This is a genomic window from Streptomyces albiaxialis, assembly GCF_039530985.1.
GTDB classification, from domain to species: Bacteria; Actinomycetota; Actinomycetes; order Streptomycetales; family Streptomycetaceae; genus Streptomyces; species Streptomyces albiaxialis.
The window spans coordinates 128,394-147,515 of sequence record NZ_BAAAPE010000007.1 but is presented as its reverse complement, the minus strand read 5'-3'; the positions used below and the strand labels follow the sequence as shown (position 1 = coordinate 147,515).

Here is a 19,122-nt window from a genome sequence, read left to right as displayed (position 1 = left end):
GCACCACCGGCTGCCGGTGGTCTATTCCTGCGAAATACTGGGCGGAGCTGCGGTTATCGTCGCCGCTGGCAGAAACTTTCTTCGCGGGAGAAGCGGCATTGACGGATGAAAGGGGCGGGCGGATGGACGAGTTCGGGCCAGAGGGGCTCGATCTGGAGCGGGAGCTGGCGGTGTTCCTGCGCCGCGCCCGGGCCACCTCGGGCGAGATGGCCCGCGAGGTGCATCCGGACCTGGAGCCCGCCGCGTACGGCCTGCTCGTACGGCTGGAGGACGCGGGCCCGCAGCGGGCCACGGAGCTGGCGGCGTACTTCGGCGTGGGCAAGGCGACGATGAGTCGCCAGCTCGGCGCGCTGGACACCCTCGGCCTCATCGCCCGCACCCCGGACCCGGCCGACGGCCGGGCCTCCCTCGTGGAGCTGACCCCCGAGGGGCACGAGCGGTTCACCCGCGTCCGCGACGCCCGCCGCTCGCGCTACGCCCGCAAGCTCGCGTCCTGGGACCGCCAGGAGATCGCCGACCTGGCCCGGCTCCTGCACCGGCTGAACGCGGACTGACCCCTACGTACGACCCCTAGCGCGCGGCGCGGCGGCGGCCGTGGTCTAGGGGAGAGCTGGGGTGTGGCGGGGCCTCCGGTGCGGGGTAGCTTGCGCGGCGACGGGTGGGGCGACGAGGGCAACGCGCCTGCCCCGCAAGGCCGTTCACCGCACCCGTACCCCAGGAGCGCACCATGCCGACGTCCTCTTCCCCCTCTTCTTCTCCCTCGCGCCGCGCCGTCGTGGGCACGGGCGTCGCGGGCGCGGCCACCGTACTGGCCGGGACCGCGCTCGACGGCTCGGCCGCCGCGAAGGCGGACGCGGCGTGGAAGCCGGACGAGGACCAGACGTACACGGTGCCCGGACTGCGCCGGCCCGTGCGGATCACGGTCGACACCTGGGGCGTGCCGCACCTCTTCGCCGCCGACACCGGCGACCTCTTCCAGGCCCAGGGCTTCAACATCGCCCGGGACCGGCTCTTCCAGATCGACACCTGGCGGCGGCGCGGACTGGGCCGCTTCAGCGAGGTGCTCGGCGCGGACCACGTCGAGCGGGACAGGGCCGCGCGGCTCTTCCTCTACCGCGGCGACATGGACGCCGAGTGGGCCGCCTACGGCCCCGAGGCCCGTACGGCCGCGACCCGCTTCGCCGCCGGGATCAACGCGTACGTCGACTGGCTGGACGACCACCCGGAGGCGCTGCCCGAGGAGTTCCGCACCCTGGGGTACCGCCCCGCGCGCTGGGAGCCCGAGGACGTGGTGCGGATCCGGACCCACGCGATCGGCAGCAACCTCACGGGCGAGATCGCGCGCGCCAAGCTGCTGCGGCTCGGCGGGGAGGACGCGGACAGGTACTACAAGAAGCTCGAACCGGAGCACACGGTGCGCGTGCCGGAGGGGCTCGACCTGGACCTGATCCCGGACGACGTGGCCGACGTGTTCCACCTGGCCACCGCGGAGATGGAGTTCGCGGAGGGCACCATGCGCACGGCGAACCCCGCGAAGGGGCTGTCCGCCGAGGCCGCGAGCCTGCTGCGCGAGACCGTGACCGGCAGCAACGCCTGGGCCGTCGCCCCGCGCCGCACCGCCACCGGCAGGCCGATCCTCGCGGGCGACCCGCACCGGGAGAACCACGCGCTGCCCGGCAACCGGTACATCGTCCACCTCCACGCGCCGGGCCTGAACATCATCGGCGCGGGGGAGCCGTGGAACCCGGGCGTCAGCATGGGCCACAACGGGAAGATCGCGTTCGGCCTCACCAACCTCCCCGCCGACCAGGCCGACCTCTACGTCTACGACCTCGACCCGGACGACCCCGGCCGCTACCGCTACCGGGGCGGCTGGGAGCGGATCAGGACCGTCACCGAGGAGATCCCGGTGGCGGGCGGCGGGACGCGCCGCGCCGAGCTGGCGTTCACGCGGCACGGCCCCGTCATCAAGGTCGATGAGAAGAACCACAAGGCGTACGCGGTGCGCACCGTGTGGACGGAGCCCGGGACGTCCCCGTACCTCGGCAGCCTGCGGTTCCAGCGCGCCGCCGACTCCCGGGAGTTCGTCGAGGCCATGCGCGGCTGGCGGACGCCCGGCTCGAACCTGGTCTACGCCGACACGAAGGGCGACATCGGCTGGGTCCCCGGCGCCCTCTTCCCGAAGCGGAAGGGCGAGGGGTACGACGGCCTGCTGCCCGTGCCGGGCGACGGGCGGTACGAGTGGGACGGGTTCCACGACAACGCGGACCTGCCCCGCGTCCGCAACCCCCGCGAGGGCTTCATCGCCTCGGCCAACGAGTACAACTTCCCGTCCGGCGCGCCCGTCCCCTCCTACGAGTGGACCGCCGCCGACCGCAAGGAACGTATCGACAAGGTCCTCTCACGCCCGGGCCGCACCTCGCTGGACGACACCGTCGCGCTGCAGAACGACGAGCGGTCCGGTACCGCCGCGCGGCTCCTGCCCTTCGTGGTCCGGCTGGACTCCGGTGACGCGACGACCCGCAGGGCGCTGAAGCTGCTGCGCGGGTACGACGCGGTCGCGGACAAGGACTCGGCGGCCACCGCGCTGTTCGAGACCTGGACGACCGGCTTCCTCTACCCGGCGTGGGCCGGGGCGATGCTGCCGGGGAAGGCCGCCGAGCACCTGATCGCGCTGAGCCTCGGGGCCGACGTGCGCGTCATGCTCGACTCCTTCGCCCGCCCCGACGACTGGTTCGGCGAGGGCGGCGCGAAGGCAAGGGACAAGCTGCTGCTCGGCACGCTGGCGAAGGCGTACGCGGAGGTGCGCGCCAAGCTCGGGGAGGACGAGGCGAAGTGGCGCTGGGGCGCGATGCACTTCCACGTCTTCGTGCATCCCCTCGGGACCCCGAACACCGACCCCGTGGAGCGGGGCGGCACCTTCGACACCGTGCGCTGCTCGTACTACTTCTTCGCCACCTACCCCTACCCCGAGGTCGTCGGCCCGACGTTCCGGATGGCGCTCGACGTCGGGGCCTGGGACAACTCCCGCGCGATCAACGCGCCGGGCCAGTCGGGGGACCGGCGGAGCCCGCACTTCACCGACCTCCACGGGACATGGGCGAAGGGCGGGTACTTCCCGCTGGTCTACAGCGAGGAGGCCGTCGAGAAGAACGGCGGGATCCGGATCCTCCTCAAGCCCTGACCCGGACGCCGGGCGGTCGGCGGCCCGGGGTCAGGGAGCGACCCGCTCCAGGTACGCCCGTGCCTTCTCCGGTTCGAAGAACCACTCCTCGAAGTCGGAGGGGTCGTCGAAGCCGTTGGCGAAGCGGTCGGCCACGTCCTGGATCCCGTTGCCCGAGCCGAGCAGCTCCAGGACGTGCTCGGGCGGCGGGGCCAGCATCGCGTTCGTCCACTTGGTGACGTGCTGCGCCGTCGCCCAGTACCGCTCGAACGTGGCCCGCATCCAGTCCTCGTCGAACTCCTTCTCGCCGTGCTCCAGGATCGCCGCGAGATACGTCGCCGCGCACTTGGAGGCGGAGTTCGAGCCCTGGCCGGTGATCGGGTCGTTGGCGACCACCACATCGGCGACGCCCAGCACCGCGCCCCCGCCGGGCAGCCGCCCCACGGGCCTGCGCACGGTCGGCGCGTACCGCCCGGCCAGCGTGCCGCCCGCGTCGGTCAGCTCGACCTTCGTCGCGCGGGCGTACTCCCAGGGCAGGTACTCCTCCATCAGGTCCAGCGTCTTCGCCAGGTGCTCCTGCGGGTCCTTGATGCCCTGGAAGACGTCGGCGGGGCCGCCCGGCACGCCCTCCCAGAAGAGGATGTCGGCGCGCCCCGAGGTCGTCAGGCACGGCATCACGAACAGCTCGCCGACGCCCGGCACCAGGTTGCAGCGCACGGCCTCCGTCTCCGGGTGCTCCGGGCGGGGGCCGAGCCCGTGCACGTAGGCGACGGACAGGGCGCGCTGCGGGGCGTCGTACGGGGAGCGCGCCGCGTCGCGCTCGAACATCGACACCAGCTCGCCCTTGCCCGCGGCGACCAGCACCAGGTCGTAGCGGCGGGCGAAGAAGTCCAGGTCGGAGACTGCCGCGCCGTGGATGACGAGCCGGCCGCCGCGCTGCGCGAAGGTCTCCATCCAGCCCGCCATCTTCACGCGCTGGTCCACGGACTGCGCGTGACCGTCGAGCCTGCCGAGCCAGTTGACGGCGCGGGAGCCGTCGGGCGCCGCGACCGAGACGCCCAGGCCGCCGATGCGGGGCGCCTGGTCCTCCCAGAAATTCACCTCGATGTCGCGCTCGTGCTGGAGCGCGGTGTGGAACATGCACTGCGTGGACATCACCCGGCCACCGCGGAGCTCGTCCGCGGTGCGGTTGGACATCACGGTGACCTCGTAGCCGTGCGACTGGAGGCCGAGGGCGAGCTGGAGTCCGGCCTGGCCGGCTCCGACGATGAGTATCTTCCGCATGGCGGTGCTGCTCTCTGTCTGTTCTGGGTGGTTCGTACGCCCGGCGGGACGGGCGGGACGGGGCAGTGCGGGGCGGGGCCGGGGCGGCGGTCAGGCGGGTGCCGTCTCCAGCGCGTGGCCGACGAGCGCGAGCAGCGAGTCGGCCACGGTGCTCCGCTCGCGTGCGTCCATGATCACCACAGGCGCGTGCTCGGGGACCGACAGGGCCTCCCGTACGTCGTCCGCCTCGAACGCCTCCGTGCCCTCGAAGTGGTTGACGGCGACGACGTACGGCAGCGCGCAGCTCTCGAAGTAGTCGAGCGCCGGGAAGCAGTCCTCCAGCCGCCGGGTGTCGGCCATCACCACCGCGCCGATCGCGCCGCGCACGAGGTCGTCCCACATGAACCAGAACCGCTGCTGGCCCGGCGTGCCGAAGAGGTACAGCACCAGGTCGTCGTCGAGCGTGATCCGCCCGAAGTCCATCGCGACCGTCGTCGTCGCCTTGTCGGGCGTCGCACCGAGGTCGTCGGTCTCCTCGCTGGCGCGGGTCATCAGCGCCTCGGTGCGCAGCGGCTCGATCTCGGAGACGGCGCCGACGAACGTCGTCTTGCCGACCCCGAAGCCCCCGGCGACCACGATCTTCGTGGAGACCGGCGCGCGCGTCAGGTCCTTCTGCCACTCGGGTACGAAGCCCGTCTCAGATTCTGCGAAGTCCACCGAGCACCCTCTCCAGCAGCGCGCGATTCGGCCGCTCCGTGCCGTGCCCGGTGCCGTACACGCGGACCCTGCCCTGCTCGGCGAGGTCGCTCAGCAGGACGCGCACCACGCCCAGCGGCATCCGCAGCAGCGCGGAGATCTCCGCGACGGAGCGCATCCTGCGGCACAGCTCGACGATGGCCTGCATCTCGGGCATCACCCGGTCGCGCAGCCCGCCCGACGTTCCCCCTATGCCTAGCGGCATGGGAGGTGCCCCCAGCTCGTGGCGCTCGTCCGGTGCCTCGATCGCGGCGACGAAGGTCTCGACGAGCAGCACGTGCCCGGCCTGCGTACGGCCGCCGGTGAGGGCGTAGGGGCGGACACGTTTCGCCCGTCCGCCGTGGGCGCCGCGTATGGACTGAGGGGAATGGGAGGTCACTGCTCTACTGCTCCAGCTCCATGGACTCCCGCAGCTCGCTGCGGAGTTCGGGGGTGAGGACGTGTCCGGCGCGGCCGACGAAGAGCGCCATGTGGTAGCCGATGACGCTCATGTCGCAGTCGGGGGCGGCGTGGACGCCGAGCAGCGAGCCGTCCCCGATGGTCATGACGAAGAGCGCGCCCTCGTCCATCGAGATCATGGTCTGCCGCACGGGCCCGCCGTCCATGAGCTTCGCCGCCCCGATCGTGAGCGACCCCACGCCGGAGACGATGGTCGCCAGGTCGGCGCTGGAGCCGCGGGGACCACCGGGACCGCCGGGGCCACCCGGCCCGCCCGGGCCACCGGGTCCGCCGGGCCCTGGAGACGGCGTACGGACGGGCGGTGCCGTCTGCGCCGGGCGCGCGGGACCGCCCCGCGGCTCCTCCCGCGCCTCGACCCCGCGCCCCTCCTGCTCCGGATCGGAGGACAACAGCAGCAGACCGTCGGACGAGACGACGGCGACGGACCGTACGCCCGGCACCTCGTCGACCAGATTGTCCAGCAGCCAGCGCAGATTACGCGCTTCCGAGCTGCTGGTCGTACGCGTGGTGGGCGCGTTCACTTGCGAGCCTCCTCGGCTGTACCACCGTCAACCTGCGCCCCCGCTTGCTCCTCCACATTCTCTTCTGCGGCAACTTCCGCCGCAGCGTCACGCAGTCCTTCCTTCGCCCCCTTCTGGAAGCCGCCGAGACGGCGCCTCAGCTCCTCCGCGCCCGTACCGCCACGGCGCGGACGCGGCGCCGTCGGAGCGCCCGCCGCGGACGTCCTGGGCGTGCGCTTGGGCAGGCCCTTGGCCGTGTACGCGGTGGTGGGCGTGGTGGGCGCGCCGGGCGCCTGCTCCGGCACGGGTGCCGTTCCGGTGCCGCGGGTGGTCGGCCCGGCGGCCCCTTCGTGCTCGGGCCCGTGTCCGTGCCCGACCTCGTGCTGGACCTCGTGTCCGACGGATTCCGCTTCCGCCTCCGGCACGGGTTCCGCTTCGGCCTCCGCATCCGGCTCGGCCCGCTGCCCCTGGGCCGCCTGTGGCGCCAGGTCCTCGGCCCGGGTGTGCTCGTCGGCGGGGACGGCGTCGGCCGGACCGGTGCCGGTCCCGGAGGTGGTCTCCTCCGGCCCGTCCTCCGGCGCGGTCTCCGCCTCGTCCTTCGGCGTGCCGTCCGGCCCCATCGGCCAGTCGTCCACGGCGCTGGCGCGGCGGCGTCGGCGGCGGAGCACCGGCAGGTCGTTGGAGTTGGCCTCCGCGACCGAGCCCGGCAGCGCGGCGGCGGCGTCGGGAGCGGGAGAGGGGGCGGGCACGGACGCGGACGTCGACGGGGACGTGGCCGTGGCCGTGGCCGCGGAGCCGCCCGTCGTGCCCGGCGCCGGGCGGTCCGGGAGGAGCGCGCGCGGCACGGTGACGACGGCGGCGAGCCCGCCCTCGTCCTGCTTGCTCAGCCGTACGCGCAGTCCCTGCCGCGCCGCCAGCCGCGCCACGACGTACAGGCCCATGCCCAGCACGTTCTGGCCGTCCCTGCCCTGCTCGGGCGGTTCCTGGGCCGCCGGGTCGCCCAGCCGCGCGTTCAGCTCGGCGAGCTGCTCGTCGCCCACGCCGATCCCGGAGTCCTGGACCGAGAGCGCGACCTCCCCGCTCTCCAGCAGCCAGCCGGAGAGCCGGACCTCGGTCTCGGGCGGCGAGAACGAGGCGGCGTTGTCGAGGAGTTCGGCCATCAGATGGCTCAGGTCGTCCGCCGCGAAGCCGCTGATCTGGGTGTGCGGGGGCACGGAGCCCAGCGCGACCCGTTCGTACCGCTCTATCTCGCTCACGGCGGCGCGCAGCACGTCCAGCAGGGGCGCGGGGGCCCTCTGGTGGCCGCTCGCGTGCTCGGCCCCGGCGAGCAGCAGCAGGTTCTCGGTGTGCCGCCGCATCCGGGTGGCGAGGTGGTCGAGCTTGAAGAGCGTGCCCAGCCGGTCCGGGTCGGTCTCGTTCTCCTCCAGCTCCTCGATCACGCCGAGTTGGCGTTCGACCAGCCCGAGGGTGCGCAGCGAGAGGTGGACGAAGGTGCCGTGCGCGGCGTCGGCGGAGACCCGCAGCCTCTCGCGTACGGCGTCGCGCTCCTGGCGCAGCAGCTCGTACCGCTCCGTCAGCTCGGCCTTGGCGACCGCCAGTTCGTCCTGCTCGCCCTCGGCCCGCGCTGCGCGCTCCCGGAGGTCGGCTGTGTCGGCTGCGGAGTCGCGCAGCGCGTTGAGCGCGCGGACCACGTCGGCGAACTCGTCGTTCCTGCCGTGGAACGCCACCGGCTCGCCCGAGGGGTCGTCCGCGAGGCGGCGCGAGCCGCGCCGGAGCACGGAGAGCGGGCGGGCGAGCGAGCGCGCCGTCGAGACGCTGACGCCGACGGCGAGCAGCAGGCAGACGCCGACCAGCGCGGCGCGGATCTGCAGCGCGTCCACGTCGTCGTCGCGCAGCCCCTCCAGCCGCTTGACCTCGGCGGCGGCCAGCGACGACTGGACGCCGCGCATGTGCGCGAGGCGCGCGGAGAGCGCGTTGTCCACGCGGTCGGCGTCGAGGGCGTGCTCGCGCGGGGTGAGGTAGGGGCGGGCGGTGAGGCGGTCGAGATAGCGCTCGGCGGCGTTCACGTCCGTGCCGTTGACGGTCGTGCTGTAGCTGTCGCGCGCCTCGCTCCCCGCGGCCTCCTCGAAGTCGCTGAGCGCGCCCTCCTCCCGTGCGCGCGCCCGCTGGGCCTCGGAGGCGAGGTCGCGCTGGGTGCCCGTACCGGCGAGCGCGCCGCGCAGCAGGCCGCGCGTGGCCGAGGCCTGGTCGAGGGCGCGCGCGAGATCGGGGAGCGCCCCGGCCGTCGCGTCCTGCGCCCGCTCGGGCAGCCCGCGCGCCACATCGCGCGAGACGCCGCGCAGCGCCTGGATCGTACGGGAGTACGCCTCGTACGAGTCGAGGGCGCCGCCGCGCCCGGCTATGGCCCGCTGCCGGAGCTTCGGGAGCGCCTTGAGGGCCTTGCGCACCTCGGCGGGCGCGGCGTCGCGGATCTCGTGCGCCTGCCGGTCCACACGCGCGCGCTGGCCCTCGCTGACCCCGGCGCCGCCGCGGCTGGTGCGGCCCGCGGCGATGTACTCCACGATGTCGTCGCGCTCGTCGGCGAGCGAGTGCGAGAGGGCGATGGCGCGCTGGCTGAGCTTCGCGTCGTCGACGAGGCGCTGCGCGTCCGCGGCGTCGTCGGAGGCGGCGACGACGGTGGGCGCGCCCGCCGCGAGCACCGCGACGGCGCAGAGGGCCACGGAGGCGAGCAGCCGGTTGCGCACCCTGGCTCTGCGTCTGCCGGGGGCGACGGGCGCAGCAGGCGCGACGGGCACTGTGGACGCGGCGGACCCGGCGGACCCGGCCGTCGCGTCGGGCGCCGGGGGCGCTGCGGAAGTGGTGGCGGTGGCGGCGGTGGCCTGGGGAACAACCGGTTTCCGAAGCTGCTTCTTCCGCACCCGTGCTCGCAATCTCGTCCCGCCAGCCCCGGGGGAGCCCGGGTGGCACAGTCCAACGTGTGTGGCAAGAGACTGACCCCGCCCGCCCTCGTCGACCGACCTTCGCAGCGCGGTGGTGAGGCGGGTGTGGTTCCCCTGCCGGGCCACCCGAAGGAGTGAACATCACTCAGGAGTTGGGGAACAACTCCACGTCGCGGACGTACCGTCCGCCCCCCGGGCATGGGTTGGAAATCCGGCGAGCGCCCTGGCAGGATGCCCGCCCGCAGATTCCCGGAGCGCTATGTTCCGGTCGTTCGGGCCCCGCCCGCGAGGGCCGTTCGGGGGGCGTACGGCCTGTCGGGGCGTCAGGTACGGACCAGGGCGCGGCCCCCGGTGGGCGCCCGCCGGGAAGCCGTACGCCTCCGGCAGACTTCCCCTATGCGCATCGACATGACCACCGAGCCCGGTGATCCCCAACGCCCCAATGAGGACTATGTGTCCGTGGCCCTTCCCGCGTCCGGGTGGGGCGGCGCGCTGGTGCTCCTGGACGGCGTGACGCCTCCCCGGGAGGACGTCGGGTGCGCGCACGGCGTCCCGTGGTTCACGGCCCGCCTCGGGTCCGCGATGCTCGAACTGTCCGGATCGCGCCGGGACATGACGCTGGCCGAATGCCTCGCGGCGGCCATCGCGCGTACGGCGGAGGCGCACGTTTCAACCTGTGATCTTTCTCATATCCGTACGCCGCAGGCAACGGTGGTCGCCGCGCGGTGGGACGAGGACCGCGTCGAACACCTCGTCCTGTCCGACTCCGCGCTGCTCGTGGAGGGCGACGACGGCGAGGTGACCCCGGTCCTCGACCGCCGCCTCACCGAACTCCCGCCGCCCGTCCGCGCCCTGCGCGACCGCGTCCACGCGCTGCGCGCGGCGGGGGAGACGGAGGAGCTGGCGGCGGCGCGCGCGGCGTACGTACGCGCGGTCGAGGGCCTGCGCAACGCGCCGGACGGCACCGGTTTCTACACCGCCGCCGCCGATCCGGCGGTCGCCGGACGCGCCGTGACCGGTACCCTTCCGCGCGCGCGGGTGCGCGCGCTCCTCGCCCTGACGGACGGCGCGGCCCGCTGGACGGAGACCTTCCGCCTCGGCGACTGGGCGGGCCTGCTCTCTCTGGTGCGCAAGGAGGGCGCGGGCGCCCTCGTCGCCCGCGTCCGCACGGCCGAGTCCGCCGACCCGGACTGCGTCGCCTTCCGCCGGGGCAAGCGCCACGACGACGCGGCCCTCGCCCTCGCCGAACTGGCCTGACCGCACCTGGTCCGACTTGGCCCGACCCGGCCCGATCCCGCGTCGCGGCGGTCAGCTCTCCCGTCAGCTCTCCCGTTTCGCCGGGTCCGGGCGGACGGCGCCCAGGACCGGGTTCGAGGCCACCGGCGAGAGCTTGACGTCCTCGCCCGGGCGCGGGGCCTCCACGATCTCGCCGTCTCCCGCGTACAGGCCCACGTGTGTGGCGCCGCGGTAGTACACGACCAGGTCACCGGGGCGCAGTTCGCGCAGCGACACCTTTCTGAGCTGCCGCCACTGCTCCTGGCTCGTGCGGGGGATCGCGCGCCGCGCGTGCTGCCATGCCTGCGACGTCAGCCCCGAGCAGTCGTACGAGGACGGCCCCTCGGCGCCCCACCGGTACGGCTTGCCGACCTGCGCCAGGGCGTAGTCCAGCGCCCGCTGCCCGGCGGACGAGGGGGCGCGCGTGCCGCCGAGCGCGCCCGAGTCCTCCAGCTTCCGCTGCGCCGCGTCCGTACGTGCGTCCTCCAGCCGGTTCACCCCGGCCAGTTCCTCCCCGGAGAGCGAGGCGAGCGCCGCCTCGACCTCCTTCAGCCGCTCCCGCGCCTCGTCGCGCCGGGCCTTGCGCGCCGCGGTGAGCTTGCGCTGCCGCTCCAGCGCGCCGCGCGCACGTGCGGCCAGCGCGGCCTTCTGCCGCTCGCCGCTGGTCAGCCGCCGCACGGTCGCGGCCTGGTCGCCCGCGACGCGGCGCAGCAGATGGCCCCGCTCCAGCAGCGCGTACGGGTCGCGCGAGAGCAGCACCTGCACGCTGGGCGGCAGTCCGGTGACCGCGCCCCGGTACTGCTGGCGGGCCAGCCGGCCCGCCTGGGTGCGCCCCGCTGTGAGGTCGTCGTGCGCGCGGTCGAGCGCGGCCTGCGCGCGCCGGGTCGCGGCCCGCTGCCGCTTCAGCTTCTCCGCCGTGCCGTTGTACGCCTCGGACGCGGCCTCGGCGCGCGCGTAGAGGCGCTGAAGCCGCTTCAGCAGCTCACCGACGGACGCCCCGCCGACCTCGCTCTCCGGTACGTCCCCGTCCGGTGCGTCCCCCTCGGGCACGTCCCCGTCCGGCGCCTCGCCTTCCGGCACGCCGCCCTCGGGCGCCCCGCTCTCCGGCTCGGTGATCTCCGTCTCCTGGCCGCCCGGCACCGGTTCCGGATCGCCCGGCGCGGCGAGCGCCGGGTGCGCCGTCAGTGCCGTGACCGTCAGCACCGTCGCGGTCGCTGCCGCGACCGCCGCCGATCTGACGGCCCGTACGCTCCGTACGGTCCGGGTGAAGGACCTGGCCATCGGCGCACCCCGCTCTCGTCGCTGCCGCGCTCATCGCGAGCGTGGCCCGGGGCGCGCGGAGTCTCCTGCGGAACTGGGCGAATCCGCCCAGGGGTGTCACTCGTCCGGGTTGCTGACGGCGTGTCAGTCCCGCCCGAAGCGGCGCCGGCCCGCCAGGCGCCGGGCCTCCTCCGCGAGGGTGCCGATCTCGTGGAGGTACGGCTCGGGCAGCCACTCGGATCCGGGGCGCGCCGCGCCGTTGCCGAGGTCGAGCGCGCGGACGAGGGTCTCGGCGCGCGGCCGGGACTCCGGCGTCTTGTGCAGGCACGCGAGCAGCGCCGGACGCAGCGCCTCCGGGACGCCCGTCATGTCGGCGCCCTCGCGCGCCGTCGGAAGGAGCTGCCCGGGGAAGGGGTGGCGCGCGGTGGCGGCGAACACGAGCAGCGCCCCCAGCTCGAAGACGTCCGCCCGCGCGCCGGTGGGCGCGCCGGGCGCCTCCTCCTCGTCCCCGCTCGCGCCGCTGGTGCCGTGCCACGCCGTACGCCCCAGCGCCGCGCCGTGGTCGACGACGCGGGGCGCCCCGCCGGTGAGGAGCACGTTCTCGGGGCGCAGGTCGCGGTGGGCCGTGCCCGCCGCGTGGAGCGCGGCGAGGGCGCGCGCGACGGCGCCGCCCAGGGCGCGCAGGGAGGGCTCGGGCAGCGGCCCGTACTGCTCGACCAGCGTCGCGAGTGCCACGCCGGGCACGAACTCGGCGGCCAGCCACGGGCGTTCGCTGTCCAGCTCGCAGCCGAGCGCCGCGGCCACGTACGGGCTGTCGACGGCTTCCGCGGCGAGGAGCGTCTCGCGCCGTACCTCCGCGCGCAGTTGGCGGTCGCGGATCAGCTCGGGGCGGAGCGCGCGCACGGCGGCCAGCCGCTTGCGCGCGCCGCGGCGTGCGGCGCCGCGCCCCAGGTGGACGGTTCCGGCCGCGCCGGAGCCGAGCGTTCCGTACAGCCGGAAGGGGCCGAGCCGCACGGACCCGGAGCCGTCGAGGCTGGCAATCCCGTCGGTCACGCCGAGCAGACTAGGGGTACCGCGCGCAAGTGGGGAGGGGGCGCCGGCCGACGCTGTGACGACCGGGGGAGGCAACCCGGGCGGCGCCCCCTGCTCGGGAGCCAACCGGACTAGACCATCACTGTCAATGGTACGTACCAGTAGCGGAGACGTTGTTAACGAGCCGTTGACCCGCCCCGCTCTCCCCGCCCGCCCCGTTCTCCCCGCCGCCGCCAGGGCCACTTCGGGCCACCGTGCGGCGCTCCGTCAGGCTCGTACACATACGTCCAGCCGCGCGGCAGGCCCAGCTTGTTCACGCGCGCGGGCTCCAGTCGGTACACGTGCACCACCGTGCTCCCGCCGTCCGGGTCCGGCACCGGGACCTCGTACGTCTTGGGCGGCCTGCCCGTCGGACCCAGCAGCACGGGCAGGACGCGCCCGTCCAGGGGGCCGCCGGTGAACGAGGTCTCCTCGCTGCGCACGGCGCTCAGCCCGCGCAGCGGTCGGCGCACCCGGCGTCCGACCCCGTGGACGCGCCGGTGGCCGTAGCCGTGGCCGCGCCGGTGCCCGTCGCCGCGTCGGCGGAGGTCTCCCCGTCCTGCCCCAGGCAGCCCGGCATCGGCGCGGGCGTGGGCGGGCCGCTCGGCTGGGCGAGCGCGCGGGCGCCGGGGCCCTCGTCGCCGAGCCGGTCGTGGTGGTTGACCAGCGCGCACGTCGTCATCGAGAGGCAGCCGCAGCCGATGCAGTCGGTCAGATGGTCCCGCAACTGCTGCATCAGCTCGATGCGCTGGCTCAGCTCCTCGCGCCAGCACTCCGAGACCCGCGCCCAGTCCTCCCTGGTCGGCGTGCGGCCCTCCGGGAGCAGGGCCAGCACCTCGCGGATCGCGGCGAGCGGCATGCCGAGGCGCTGCGAGGCGCGGATGAAGGCGACGCGGCGCAGCGTGTCACGGCTGTAGCGGCGCTGGTTGCCGGAGGTGCGGCGGCTCTTGATCAGCCCCTCGCGCTCGTAGAAGCGCAGCGCGGACGTGGCCACGCCGGCGCGCTCGGCCAGCTCGCCGACGGTGGCTTCCTTGGCCTTCCAGGACAGTTGAGTAGCCATACCAGCCAGCCTAGCCTGGCCTTCAAGCTTTATTTAAGTCCATGTGCGGTACGGGATCGGCGGCACGGCGTCACAGCAGGTGCACGGCGTCCCCCACGACCGGCAGCACCCGGCGGGCCAGCCCGCCCACGGGGCCGTCGGCGCGCTCCATCGCCAGCGCCCCGCGCACCAGCACCGCGGTCTCCTCGTCGCTCCCGGCCGTCACCGTGATCAGGGCGATGAAGTGGTCGACCAGCCAGTCCCGCAGCTCCCCGAGGGGCGGCTGCTTGTCCTCGTCCAGCCAGATCAGCGAGGCGGCCTCGACGGCGGAGATCCACGTCCGTACGGCCATCCGCAGCCGGGGGCCGGGGCGGCGGGCGCCGAGGTGGACGAGGATCTGGTCGGCCGCAGCGCGGCGCACCTCGTCCACGATCGCGTTGGTCCGCGAGGTCTCCACGACGCTGCCGCCCCGCAGCAGCGCGTTGAACCCGGCGTCGTGCTCGTCGACGAACTCCAGGTAGCGGTCCAGGGCGCGCGAGAGCCGGGTGGTGAGGGGGCCCGTGTGCGGCTCGGCGAAGCACTGCTCCAGCTCGTCGGCGGCGCTGCGCAGCGCCGCCTCGTACAACTGCTGCTTGCCGCCCGGGAAGTAGCGGTACACCAGCGGCCGGGAGACCCCCGCGGCCGCCGCGACGTCGTCCAGCGAGACGTCCTCGGGCGGCCGGTGCGCGAAGAGGCCGAGCGCGGTGGCGAGCAACTGCGAACGCCGTTCGTCCACGCTCAGCCTGCGATACGCCGGTGCGGTGCCGCTGCTGCTCATACGAGGCAGCGTAACCGCTGAGTGCCGCACAAGCGTTCTGACTCTCTTCCGGCCGCCGCTCTTTCCGGGCCACTCGGCGTCATGGCGCGCACCCGGCGCAGGGCTGCGCTTGCCAGCCCTGCTCCCCCAAGCTCTTCGAGCAGGGAGGTACCCCCATGCGCAAGACCTCCCGAGCTTGTCGGAACTTCGGGGCTTGCCCGATCAGGGGCGCGGGGAACTGCGCGACGAGCCACCACGCGCCCGCAGGCCCGCGGCGAAAGGGCAAGGGTCAGCCTCTTGTCGGGCCGAAAGGAGCGGAGCCCTACTTCGGGAGCAGCCCCGAACTCACCCAGAGCTTGCGGCCGACGCCGCGCAACACCCCGATCTCGTCGAGGAAATCGGTCAGGCGCCGGGCACCGGACTGCATGACCTCGCGACGGTGCCCGCTCGCCTTCACCTGGGCGAGCGCCTCGCGCCTGTCGAGCCCCACGTCCGTGTACACCTGCGGGTTGACGAACGAGATCGAGAAGACGCGCGCCGCCTCTCCCGAGCTGATCCGCGTCAGCTCGGCCTCCCAGCGCGGGCACGACACCATCTGGCGGCGCAGCTCCTCGCGTGCGTACCGCACATGGCGGGCCTCCTCGATCACATGGATGCGCGTCACCCCGCGGATCAGCGGCTGGACGCGCTCGTCCGGGAACGTCAGCCGCTGCATCCAGTCGAGGATCTCCTCGCCGAGCAGCGTCGCCGTGAACGAGCCCGGCGTCGTCGAGACCGTCTTGAGCACGCGCGCGAGATTGTGGTGCAGCCGGGAGACCGGATACGCGGGCGCGCCGCCCTTGTTGATCATCCGGGCGAACATCATCGAGTGCCGGCACTCGTCGGCGATCTCCGTCAGCGCGTATCGCACATGGTTGCTGGTGAGCGGCTTGTCGTAGATGTGCCGCACCAGGAGCTGCATCAGGATGACCTCGAACCAGATGCCGAGGGAGGCGAGCGACGCCGCCTCGTGCCGCGCGAGGTCGAAGCGCTGCTCCTCGGACATCCGCCGCCACAGCGGGGTGTCGTAGAGCGACACCAGCTCCGGGGGCCAGAACCACTTGCCGTCCTCGAAGGGGGCGTCCCAGTCCAGCTCGGTGTCCGGGTCGAACGAGTGCTTCCGGCTGGACTCCAGCAGCCGTTCGGCCACCTGCTCGCGGTCCTTGAGCAGGCCGAGGGCGTCCCGGAGCACCTCGCGTTCCTGTGCTGCGATGTCAGGCGCAGTGGTCATGCGGGGGCACCTCTCCGTACGCGTTACCGGCGGTCACTTCTTCCTCTTCTCTTATGAGACTGCCTGTCAGTAAGGACGTCAATCCCCTGTGCGCGGCTTGTTGACCGTGTGGTAACCGGCGTGTGAGCCTGCCAACTGCCCGCCCTTGAGGGGCACTCCATGACTGGAGGCGATGCCGGTGTCGAGCAACGATCTCTACGTACACGGTCCGGGCGACCCTCTCTGGAAGGTTCCGTCCACCGGTCAGGCCCGCTTCACCTGGGAGTACGACGACGGCAGGGACCGTCTCCTCGCCCTCTACCAGAAGGGCAAGGACAAGCAGTGGGACGGACAGCGCCGCATCGACTGGGAGCTGGAGGTCGATCCGTACGACCCCCTCGGCACTCCCGACGAGGCGCTGAGCATTCACGGGACCCCCTACTGGGACAAGATGAGCGCGGCCGACCGCGCGGAGCTGCGCAGGCACTCGGCCTCCTGGCAGTTCAGCCAGTTCCTCCACGGCGAACAGGGCGCCATGGTGTGCGCGGCCAGGATCGTGGAGTCGGTGCCCGATCTGGACGCGAAGTTCTACTCCGCCACCCAGACGATGGACGAGGCGCGGCACGCGGAGATCTACGGCCGCTTCCTGCACGAGAAGGTCGGGATGCTCTACCCGGTCAACGACAACCTCCAGGCCCTCCTGGGGGACACCCTGCGCGACTCCCGCTGGGACATGCCGTACCTGGGCATGCAGGTGCTCATCGAAGGGCTGGCCCTCGCCGCGTTCGGCATGATCAGGGACACGACGGACAAGCCGCTGCCCCAGCAGATCCTGGCCTACGTCATGCAGGACGAGGCCCGGCACGTCGCGTTCGGACGCATGGCCCTGCGCGACTACTACGGGCAGCTCTCCGACGCCGAACTGCGCGAGCGCGAGGAGTTCGTGATCGAGGGCTGCTATCTGATGCGCGACCGCCTCAAGGGCGCCGAGGTGCTGGAGAACTTCGGCATCCCGCGCGCGGAGGCCGACGCCCTCAGCGAGCAGTCCGAGTACCTCCAGCTCTTCCGCCGCCTCCTCTTCAGCCGCATCGTCCCCTGCGTGCGCGACATCGGCCTGTGGGGCGAGCGCCTGCAGCGCGCGTACGTCGACATGGGCGTCTTCGAGATGGGCGACCAGAACCTGGACCTGCTGATGGCCCAGGACGAGGAGATCGCCGAGAAGCTCGACGCGGAGCGCTTCGCCGCCGAGGAGGCCGCGCGGACGAAGGAGGTCGCGGAGGCCATCGCGGAGGGGGCCGCGGAGGGCGCCGCGGACTGACCGGACCCAACTCCCGGACCGTGACGCGTCCTTGACGTCACCCCGCTCAGGTTTTATGCAGGGAGGTGCGGCACCGCCCCGCGGCGCCGACGGCTGGCTGGCCACCGAGCGAGGAGGACGGACATGGCGCGTGCGGTCGGCATCGACCTGGGGACGACGAACTCCGTCGTGAGCGTCCTGGAGGGCGGCGATCCCGCCGTCGTCACCAACGCCGAGGGCGCCAGGACCACGCCGTCCGTCGTCGCCTTCGCGAAGAGCGGCGAGGTGCTGACGGGCGAGGTCGCCAAGCGCCAGGCGGTCACCAACGTCGAGCGGACGGTCCGCTCGGTCAAGCGCCACGTCGGCGACGGCAACTGGCGCTTCCCCGACTCCGGAAACATCGACGGCAAGCGGTTCACCGCGCAGGAGATCTCAGCCCGCGTCCTGCAGAAGCTCAAGCGCGACGCGGAGGCGTACCTCGGCCAGGACGTCCAGGATGCGGTGATCACCGTCCCGGCGTACTTCAACGACGCGCAGCGCCAGTCCACCAAGGAGGCGGGCGAGATCGCGGGCCTGAAGGTCCTGCGGATCATCAACGAGCCCACGGCGGCGGCCCTCGCGTACGGGCTGGACAAGGAGGACGACCAGACCATCCTGGTCTTCGACCTCGGCGGCGGCACGTTCGACGTCTCGCTGCTGGAGATCGGCGACGGCGTGCTGGAGGTCAAGGCCACCGCGGGCGACACCCGCCTCGGCGGCGACGACTGGGACCAGCGCGTCGTCGACCACCTGGTCAAGCAGTTCAAGAACGCGTACGGGGTGGACCTCTCCAAGGACAAGATGGCCGTCCAGCGGCTGCGCGAGGCCGCGGAGAAGGCGAAGATCGAGCTGTCCTCGTCCTCCGAGACGAACATCAACTTGCCGTACATCACGGCCTCGGCCGAGGGCCCGCTGCACCTCGACGAGAAGCTGACGCGCGCTCAGTTCCAGCAGCTCACCGAGGACCTGCTGGAGCGCTGCAAGGGCCCGTTCCACCAGGCGGTGACCGACGCGGGCGTGGAGCTGTCCGCCATCAACCACGTGATCCTGGTGGGCGGTTCGACCCGGATGCCCGCCGTCACGGACCTGGTGAAGGAGCTGACCGGCAAGGACCCGCACAAGGGCGTGAACCCGGACGAGGTCGTCGCCATCGGCGCCTCGCTCCAGGCGGGTGTCCTCAAGGGCGAGGTCAAGGACGTCCTCCTCCTGGACGTCACCCCGCTGTCCCTGGGCATCGAGACCAAGGGCGGCATCATGACGAAGCTGATCGAGCGGAACACGACGATTCCGACGAAGCGTTCGGAGACCTTCACGACGGCCGAGGACAACCAGCCCTCGGTGCAGATCCAGGTCTTCCAGGGCGAGCGCGAGATCGCGGCGTACAACAAGAAGCTCGGCATGTTCGAGCTGACGGGCCTGCCCCCGGCGCCGCGCAACGTGCCGCAGATCGAGGTCACCTTCGACATCGACGCCAACGGCATCATGCACGTCTCGGCCAAGGACCTCGGCACCGGCAAGGAACAGCGCATGACGGTCACCGGCGGCTCCGCGCTGCCCAAGGACGACATCGACCGCATGATGCGGGACGCCGAGCAGTACGCGGAGGACGACCGCCGCAGGCGCGAGTCCGCCGAGACCCGCAACCACGCGGAGAACCTGGCCTATCAGACCGACAAGCTCCTCAAGGACAACGCCGACAAGATCCCCGCCGACGCCAGGACCGACGTCGAGGCGGCGCTGGAGGACCTCAAGGAGAAGCTGAAGGGCGAGTCCGCCGAGGGCGAGAACACCGCGGCCATCCGCGAGGCCGCCGACCGCACGGCCGCCGCGGCCCAGAAGGTCGGCACCGCGATGTACGCCCAGGCCCGCGCCGACCAGCCCGGCACCGCCGAGGGGGAGGGCCAGGACGGCACAGGGGAGGGCGCGGCGTCCGCGGGCGACGAGGACGTGGTCGACGCGGAGATCGTCGACGAGGACAAGCGGAACCCGGAGGCGTAGACCCGCGGCGGGGGCGGC

At 73.2% G+C, this 19,122-nt stretch carries 16 protein-coding genes; 5 read left to right on the top strand and 11 right to left on the bottom strand.

The features are described 5' to 3' along the window. Positions 1–122: 122 nt before the first annotated feature. Positions 123–554, top strand: a complete 432-nt coding sequence (locus ABD343_RS11600) for a MarR family winged helix-turn-helix transcriptional regulator (protein WP_344528517.1) — start codon at positions 123–125, stop codon at positions 552–554. A 173-nt stretch (positions 555–727) separates the two neighbouring features. After that, on the top strand, positions 728–3,184 hold the full coding sequence (locus ABD343_RS11595) for a penicillin acylase family protein (RefSeq protein ID WP_344526906.1): 2,457 nt from the start codon (positions 728–730) through the stop codon (positions 3,182–3,184). A gap of 30 nt (positions 3,185–3,214) precedes the next feature. On the opposite strand, the gene ABD343_RS11590 is transcribed toward ABD343_RS11595, so the two are convergent. The 5 genes from ABD343_RS11590 to ABD343_RS11570 all read right to left on the bottom strand — a co-directional run bounded on the left by ABD343_RS11590 (position 3,215) and on the right by ABD343_RS11570 (position 8,885). Further along, positions 3,215–4,447, bottom strand: a complete 1,233-nt coding sequence (locus ABD343_RS11590) for a styrene monooxygenase/indole monooxygenase family protein (protein WP_344526904.1) — start codon at positions 4,445–4,447, stop codon at positions 3,215–3,217. Positions 4,448–4,537: 90 nt separating this feature from the next. Beyond that, entirely contained in the window at positions 4,538–5,143 is a 606-nt protein-coding gene (locus tag ABD343_RS11585) for a GTP-binding protein (RefSeq protein WP_344526902.1), read from the bottom strand. Continuing rightward, entirely contained in the window at positions 5,124–5,561 is a 438-nt protein-coding gene (locus ABD343_RS11580; protein ID WP_344526900.1) for a DUF742 domain-containing protein, read from the bottom strand. The genes ABD343_RS11585 and ABD343_RS11580 overlap by 20 nt, the downstream gene beginning before the upstream one ends. A 4-nt stretch (positions 5,562–5,565) precedes the next feature. After that, positions 5,566–6,162, bottom strand: coding sequence for a roadblock/LC7 domain-containing protein (locus ABD343_RS11575; RefSeq protein ID WP_344526898.1), 597 nt, complete (start codon positions 6,160–6,162; stop codon positions 5,566–5,568). Further along, the gene (locus ABD343_RS11570) at positions 6,159–8,885 is read right to left on the bottom strand and encodes a sensor histidine kinase (RefSeq protein ID WP_344526897.1); all 2,727 of its coding nucleotides are present in this window, start codon (positions 8,883–8,885) and stop codon (positions 6,159–6,161) included. The genes ABD343_RS11575 and ABD343_RS11570 overlap by 4 nt, the downstream gene beginning before the upstream one ends. A gap of 591 nt (positions 8,886–9,476) precedes the next feature. On the opposite strand from ABD343_RS11570, the gene ABD343_RS11565 reads away from it, so the two are divergent. Continuing rightward, positions 9,477–10,337, top strand: a complete 861-nt coding sequence (locus ABD343_RS11565) for a protein phosphatase 2C domain-containing protein (protein ID WP_344526896.1) — start codon at positions 9,477–9,479, stop codon at positions 10,335–10,337. A 63-nt stretch (positions 10,338–10,400) separates the two neighbouring features. On the opposite strand, the gene ABD343_RS11560 is transcribed toward ABD343_RS11565, so the two are convergent. The 6 genes from ABD343_RS11560 to ABD343_RS11535 form a co-directional block, all read right to left on the bottom strand. Further along, positions 10,401–11,636 carry a C40 family peptidase gene (locus tag ABD343_RS11560; protein ID WP_344526894.1) on the bottom strand — a complete coding sequence of 412 codons (1,236 nt, stop codon included), beginning with the start codon at positions 11,634–11,636 and terminating at the stop codon, positions 10,401–10,403. Between the two features lie 123 nt (positions 11,637–11,759). Continuing rightward, a complete protein-coding gene (locus tag ABD343_RS11555) occupies positions 11,760–12,668 on the bottom strand; it encodes a protein kinase domain-containing protein (protein WP_344526892.1) in 909 nt (302 codons plus the stop codon). Positions 12,669–12,823: 155 nt separating this feature from the next. Then, positions 12,824–13,129, bottom strand: a complete 306-nt coding sequence (locus ABD343_RS11550) for a hypothetical protein (RefSeq protein ID WP_344528516.1) — start codon at positions 13,127–13,129, stop codon at positions 12,824–12,826. A 5-nt stretch (positions 13,130–13,134) separates the two neighbouring features. Further along, entirely contained in the window at positions 13,135–13,746 is a 612-nt protein-coding gene (gene soxR / locus ABD343_RS11545; protein ID WP_344526890.1) for a redox-sensitive transcriptional activator SoxR, read from the bottom strand. A gap of 70 nt (positions 13,747–13,816) precedes the next feature. Continuing rightward, positions 13,817–14,542 carry a TetR/AcrR family transcriptional regulator gene (locus ABD343_RS11540; RefSeq protein ID WP_344526888.1) on the bottom strand — a complete coding sequence of 242 codons (726 nt, stop codon included), beginning with the start codon at positions 14,540–14,542 and terminating at the stop codon, positions 13,817–13,819. 301 nt (positions 14,543–14,843) lie between these two features. After that, a complete protein-coding gene (locus ABD343_RS11535) occupies positions 14,844–15,791 on the bottom strand; it encodes an AurF N-oxygenase family protein (protein WP_344526886.1) in 948 nt (315 codons plus the stop codon). Between the two features lie 178 nt (positions 15,792–15,969). Here ABD343_RS11535 and ABD343_RS11530 point away from each other — a divergent pair, with 178 nt between their 5' ends. Beyond that, positions 15,970–17,088 carry a ferritin-like domain-containing protein gene (locus ABD343_RS11530; RefSeq protein WP_344526884.1) on the top strand — a complete coding sequence of 373 codons (1,119 nt, stop codon included), beginning with the start codon at positions 15,970–15,972 and terminating at the stop codon, positions 17,086–17,088. A 123-nt stretch (positions 17,089–17,211) separates the two neighbouring features. Then, entirely contained in the window at positions 17,212–19,104 is a 1,893-nt protein-coding gene (dnaK, locus tag ABD343_RS11525) for a molecular chaperone DnaK (protein ID WP_344526882.1), read from the top strand. Positions 19,105–19,122 lie beyond the last annotated feature (18 nt).

Coding starts and splice junctions, on each gene's coding strand:
- ABD343_RS11540 (WP_344526888.1), bottom strand. CDS start 14,542: ATGAGCAGCAGCGGCACCGCACCGGCGTATCGCAGGCTGAGCGTGGAC.
- ABD343_RS11600 (WP_344528517.1), top strand. CDS start 123: ATGGACGAGTTCGGGCCAGAGGGGCTCGATCTGGAGCGGGAGCTGGCG.
- soxR (WP_344526890.1), bottom strand. CDS start 13,746: ATGGCTACTCAACTGTCCTGGAAGGCCAAGGAAGCCACCGTCGGCGAG.
- ABD343_RS11560 (WP_344526894.1), bottom strand. CDS start 11,636: ATGGCCAGGTCCTTCACCCGGACCGTACGGAGCGTACGGGCCGTCAGA.
- ABD343_RS11535 (WP_344526886.1), bottom strand. CDS start 15,791: ATGACCACTGCGCCTGACATCGCAGCACAGGAACGCGAGGTGCTCCGG.
- ABD343_RS11595 (WP_344526906.1), top strand. CDS start 728: ATGCCGACGTCCTCTTCCCCCTCTTCTTCTCCCTCGCGCCGCGCCGTC.
- dnaK (WP_344526882.1), top strand. CDS start 17,212: ATGGCGCGTGCGGTCGGCATCGACCTGGGGACGACGAACTCCGTCGTG.
- ABD343_RS11565 (WP_344526896.1), top strand. CDS start 9,477: ATGCGCATCGACATGACCACCGAGCCCGGTGATCCCCAACGCCCCAAT.
- ABD343_RS11590 (WP_344526904.1), bottom strand. CDS start 4,447: ATGCGGAAGATACTCATCGTCGGAGCCGGCCAGGCCGGACTCCAGCTC.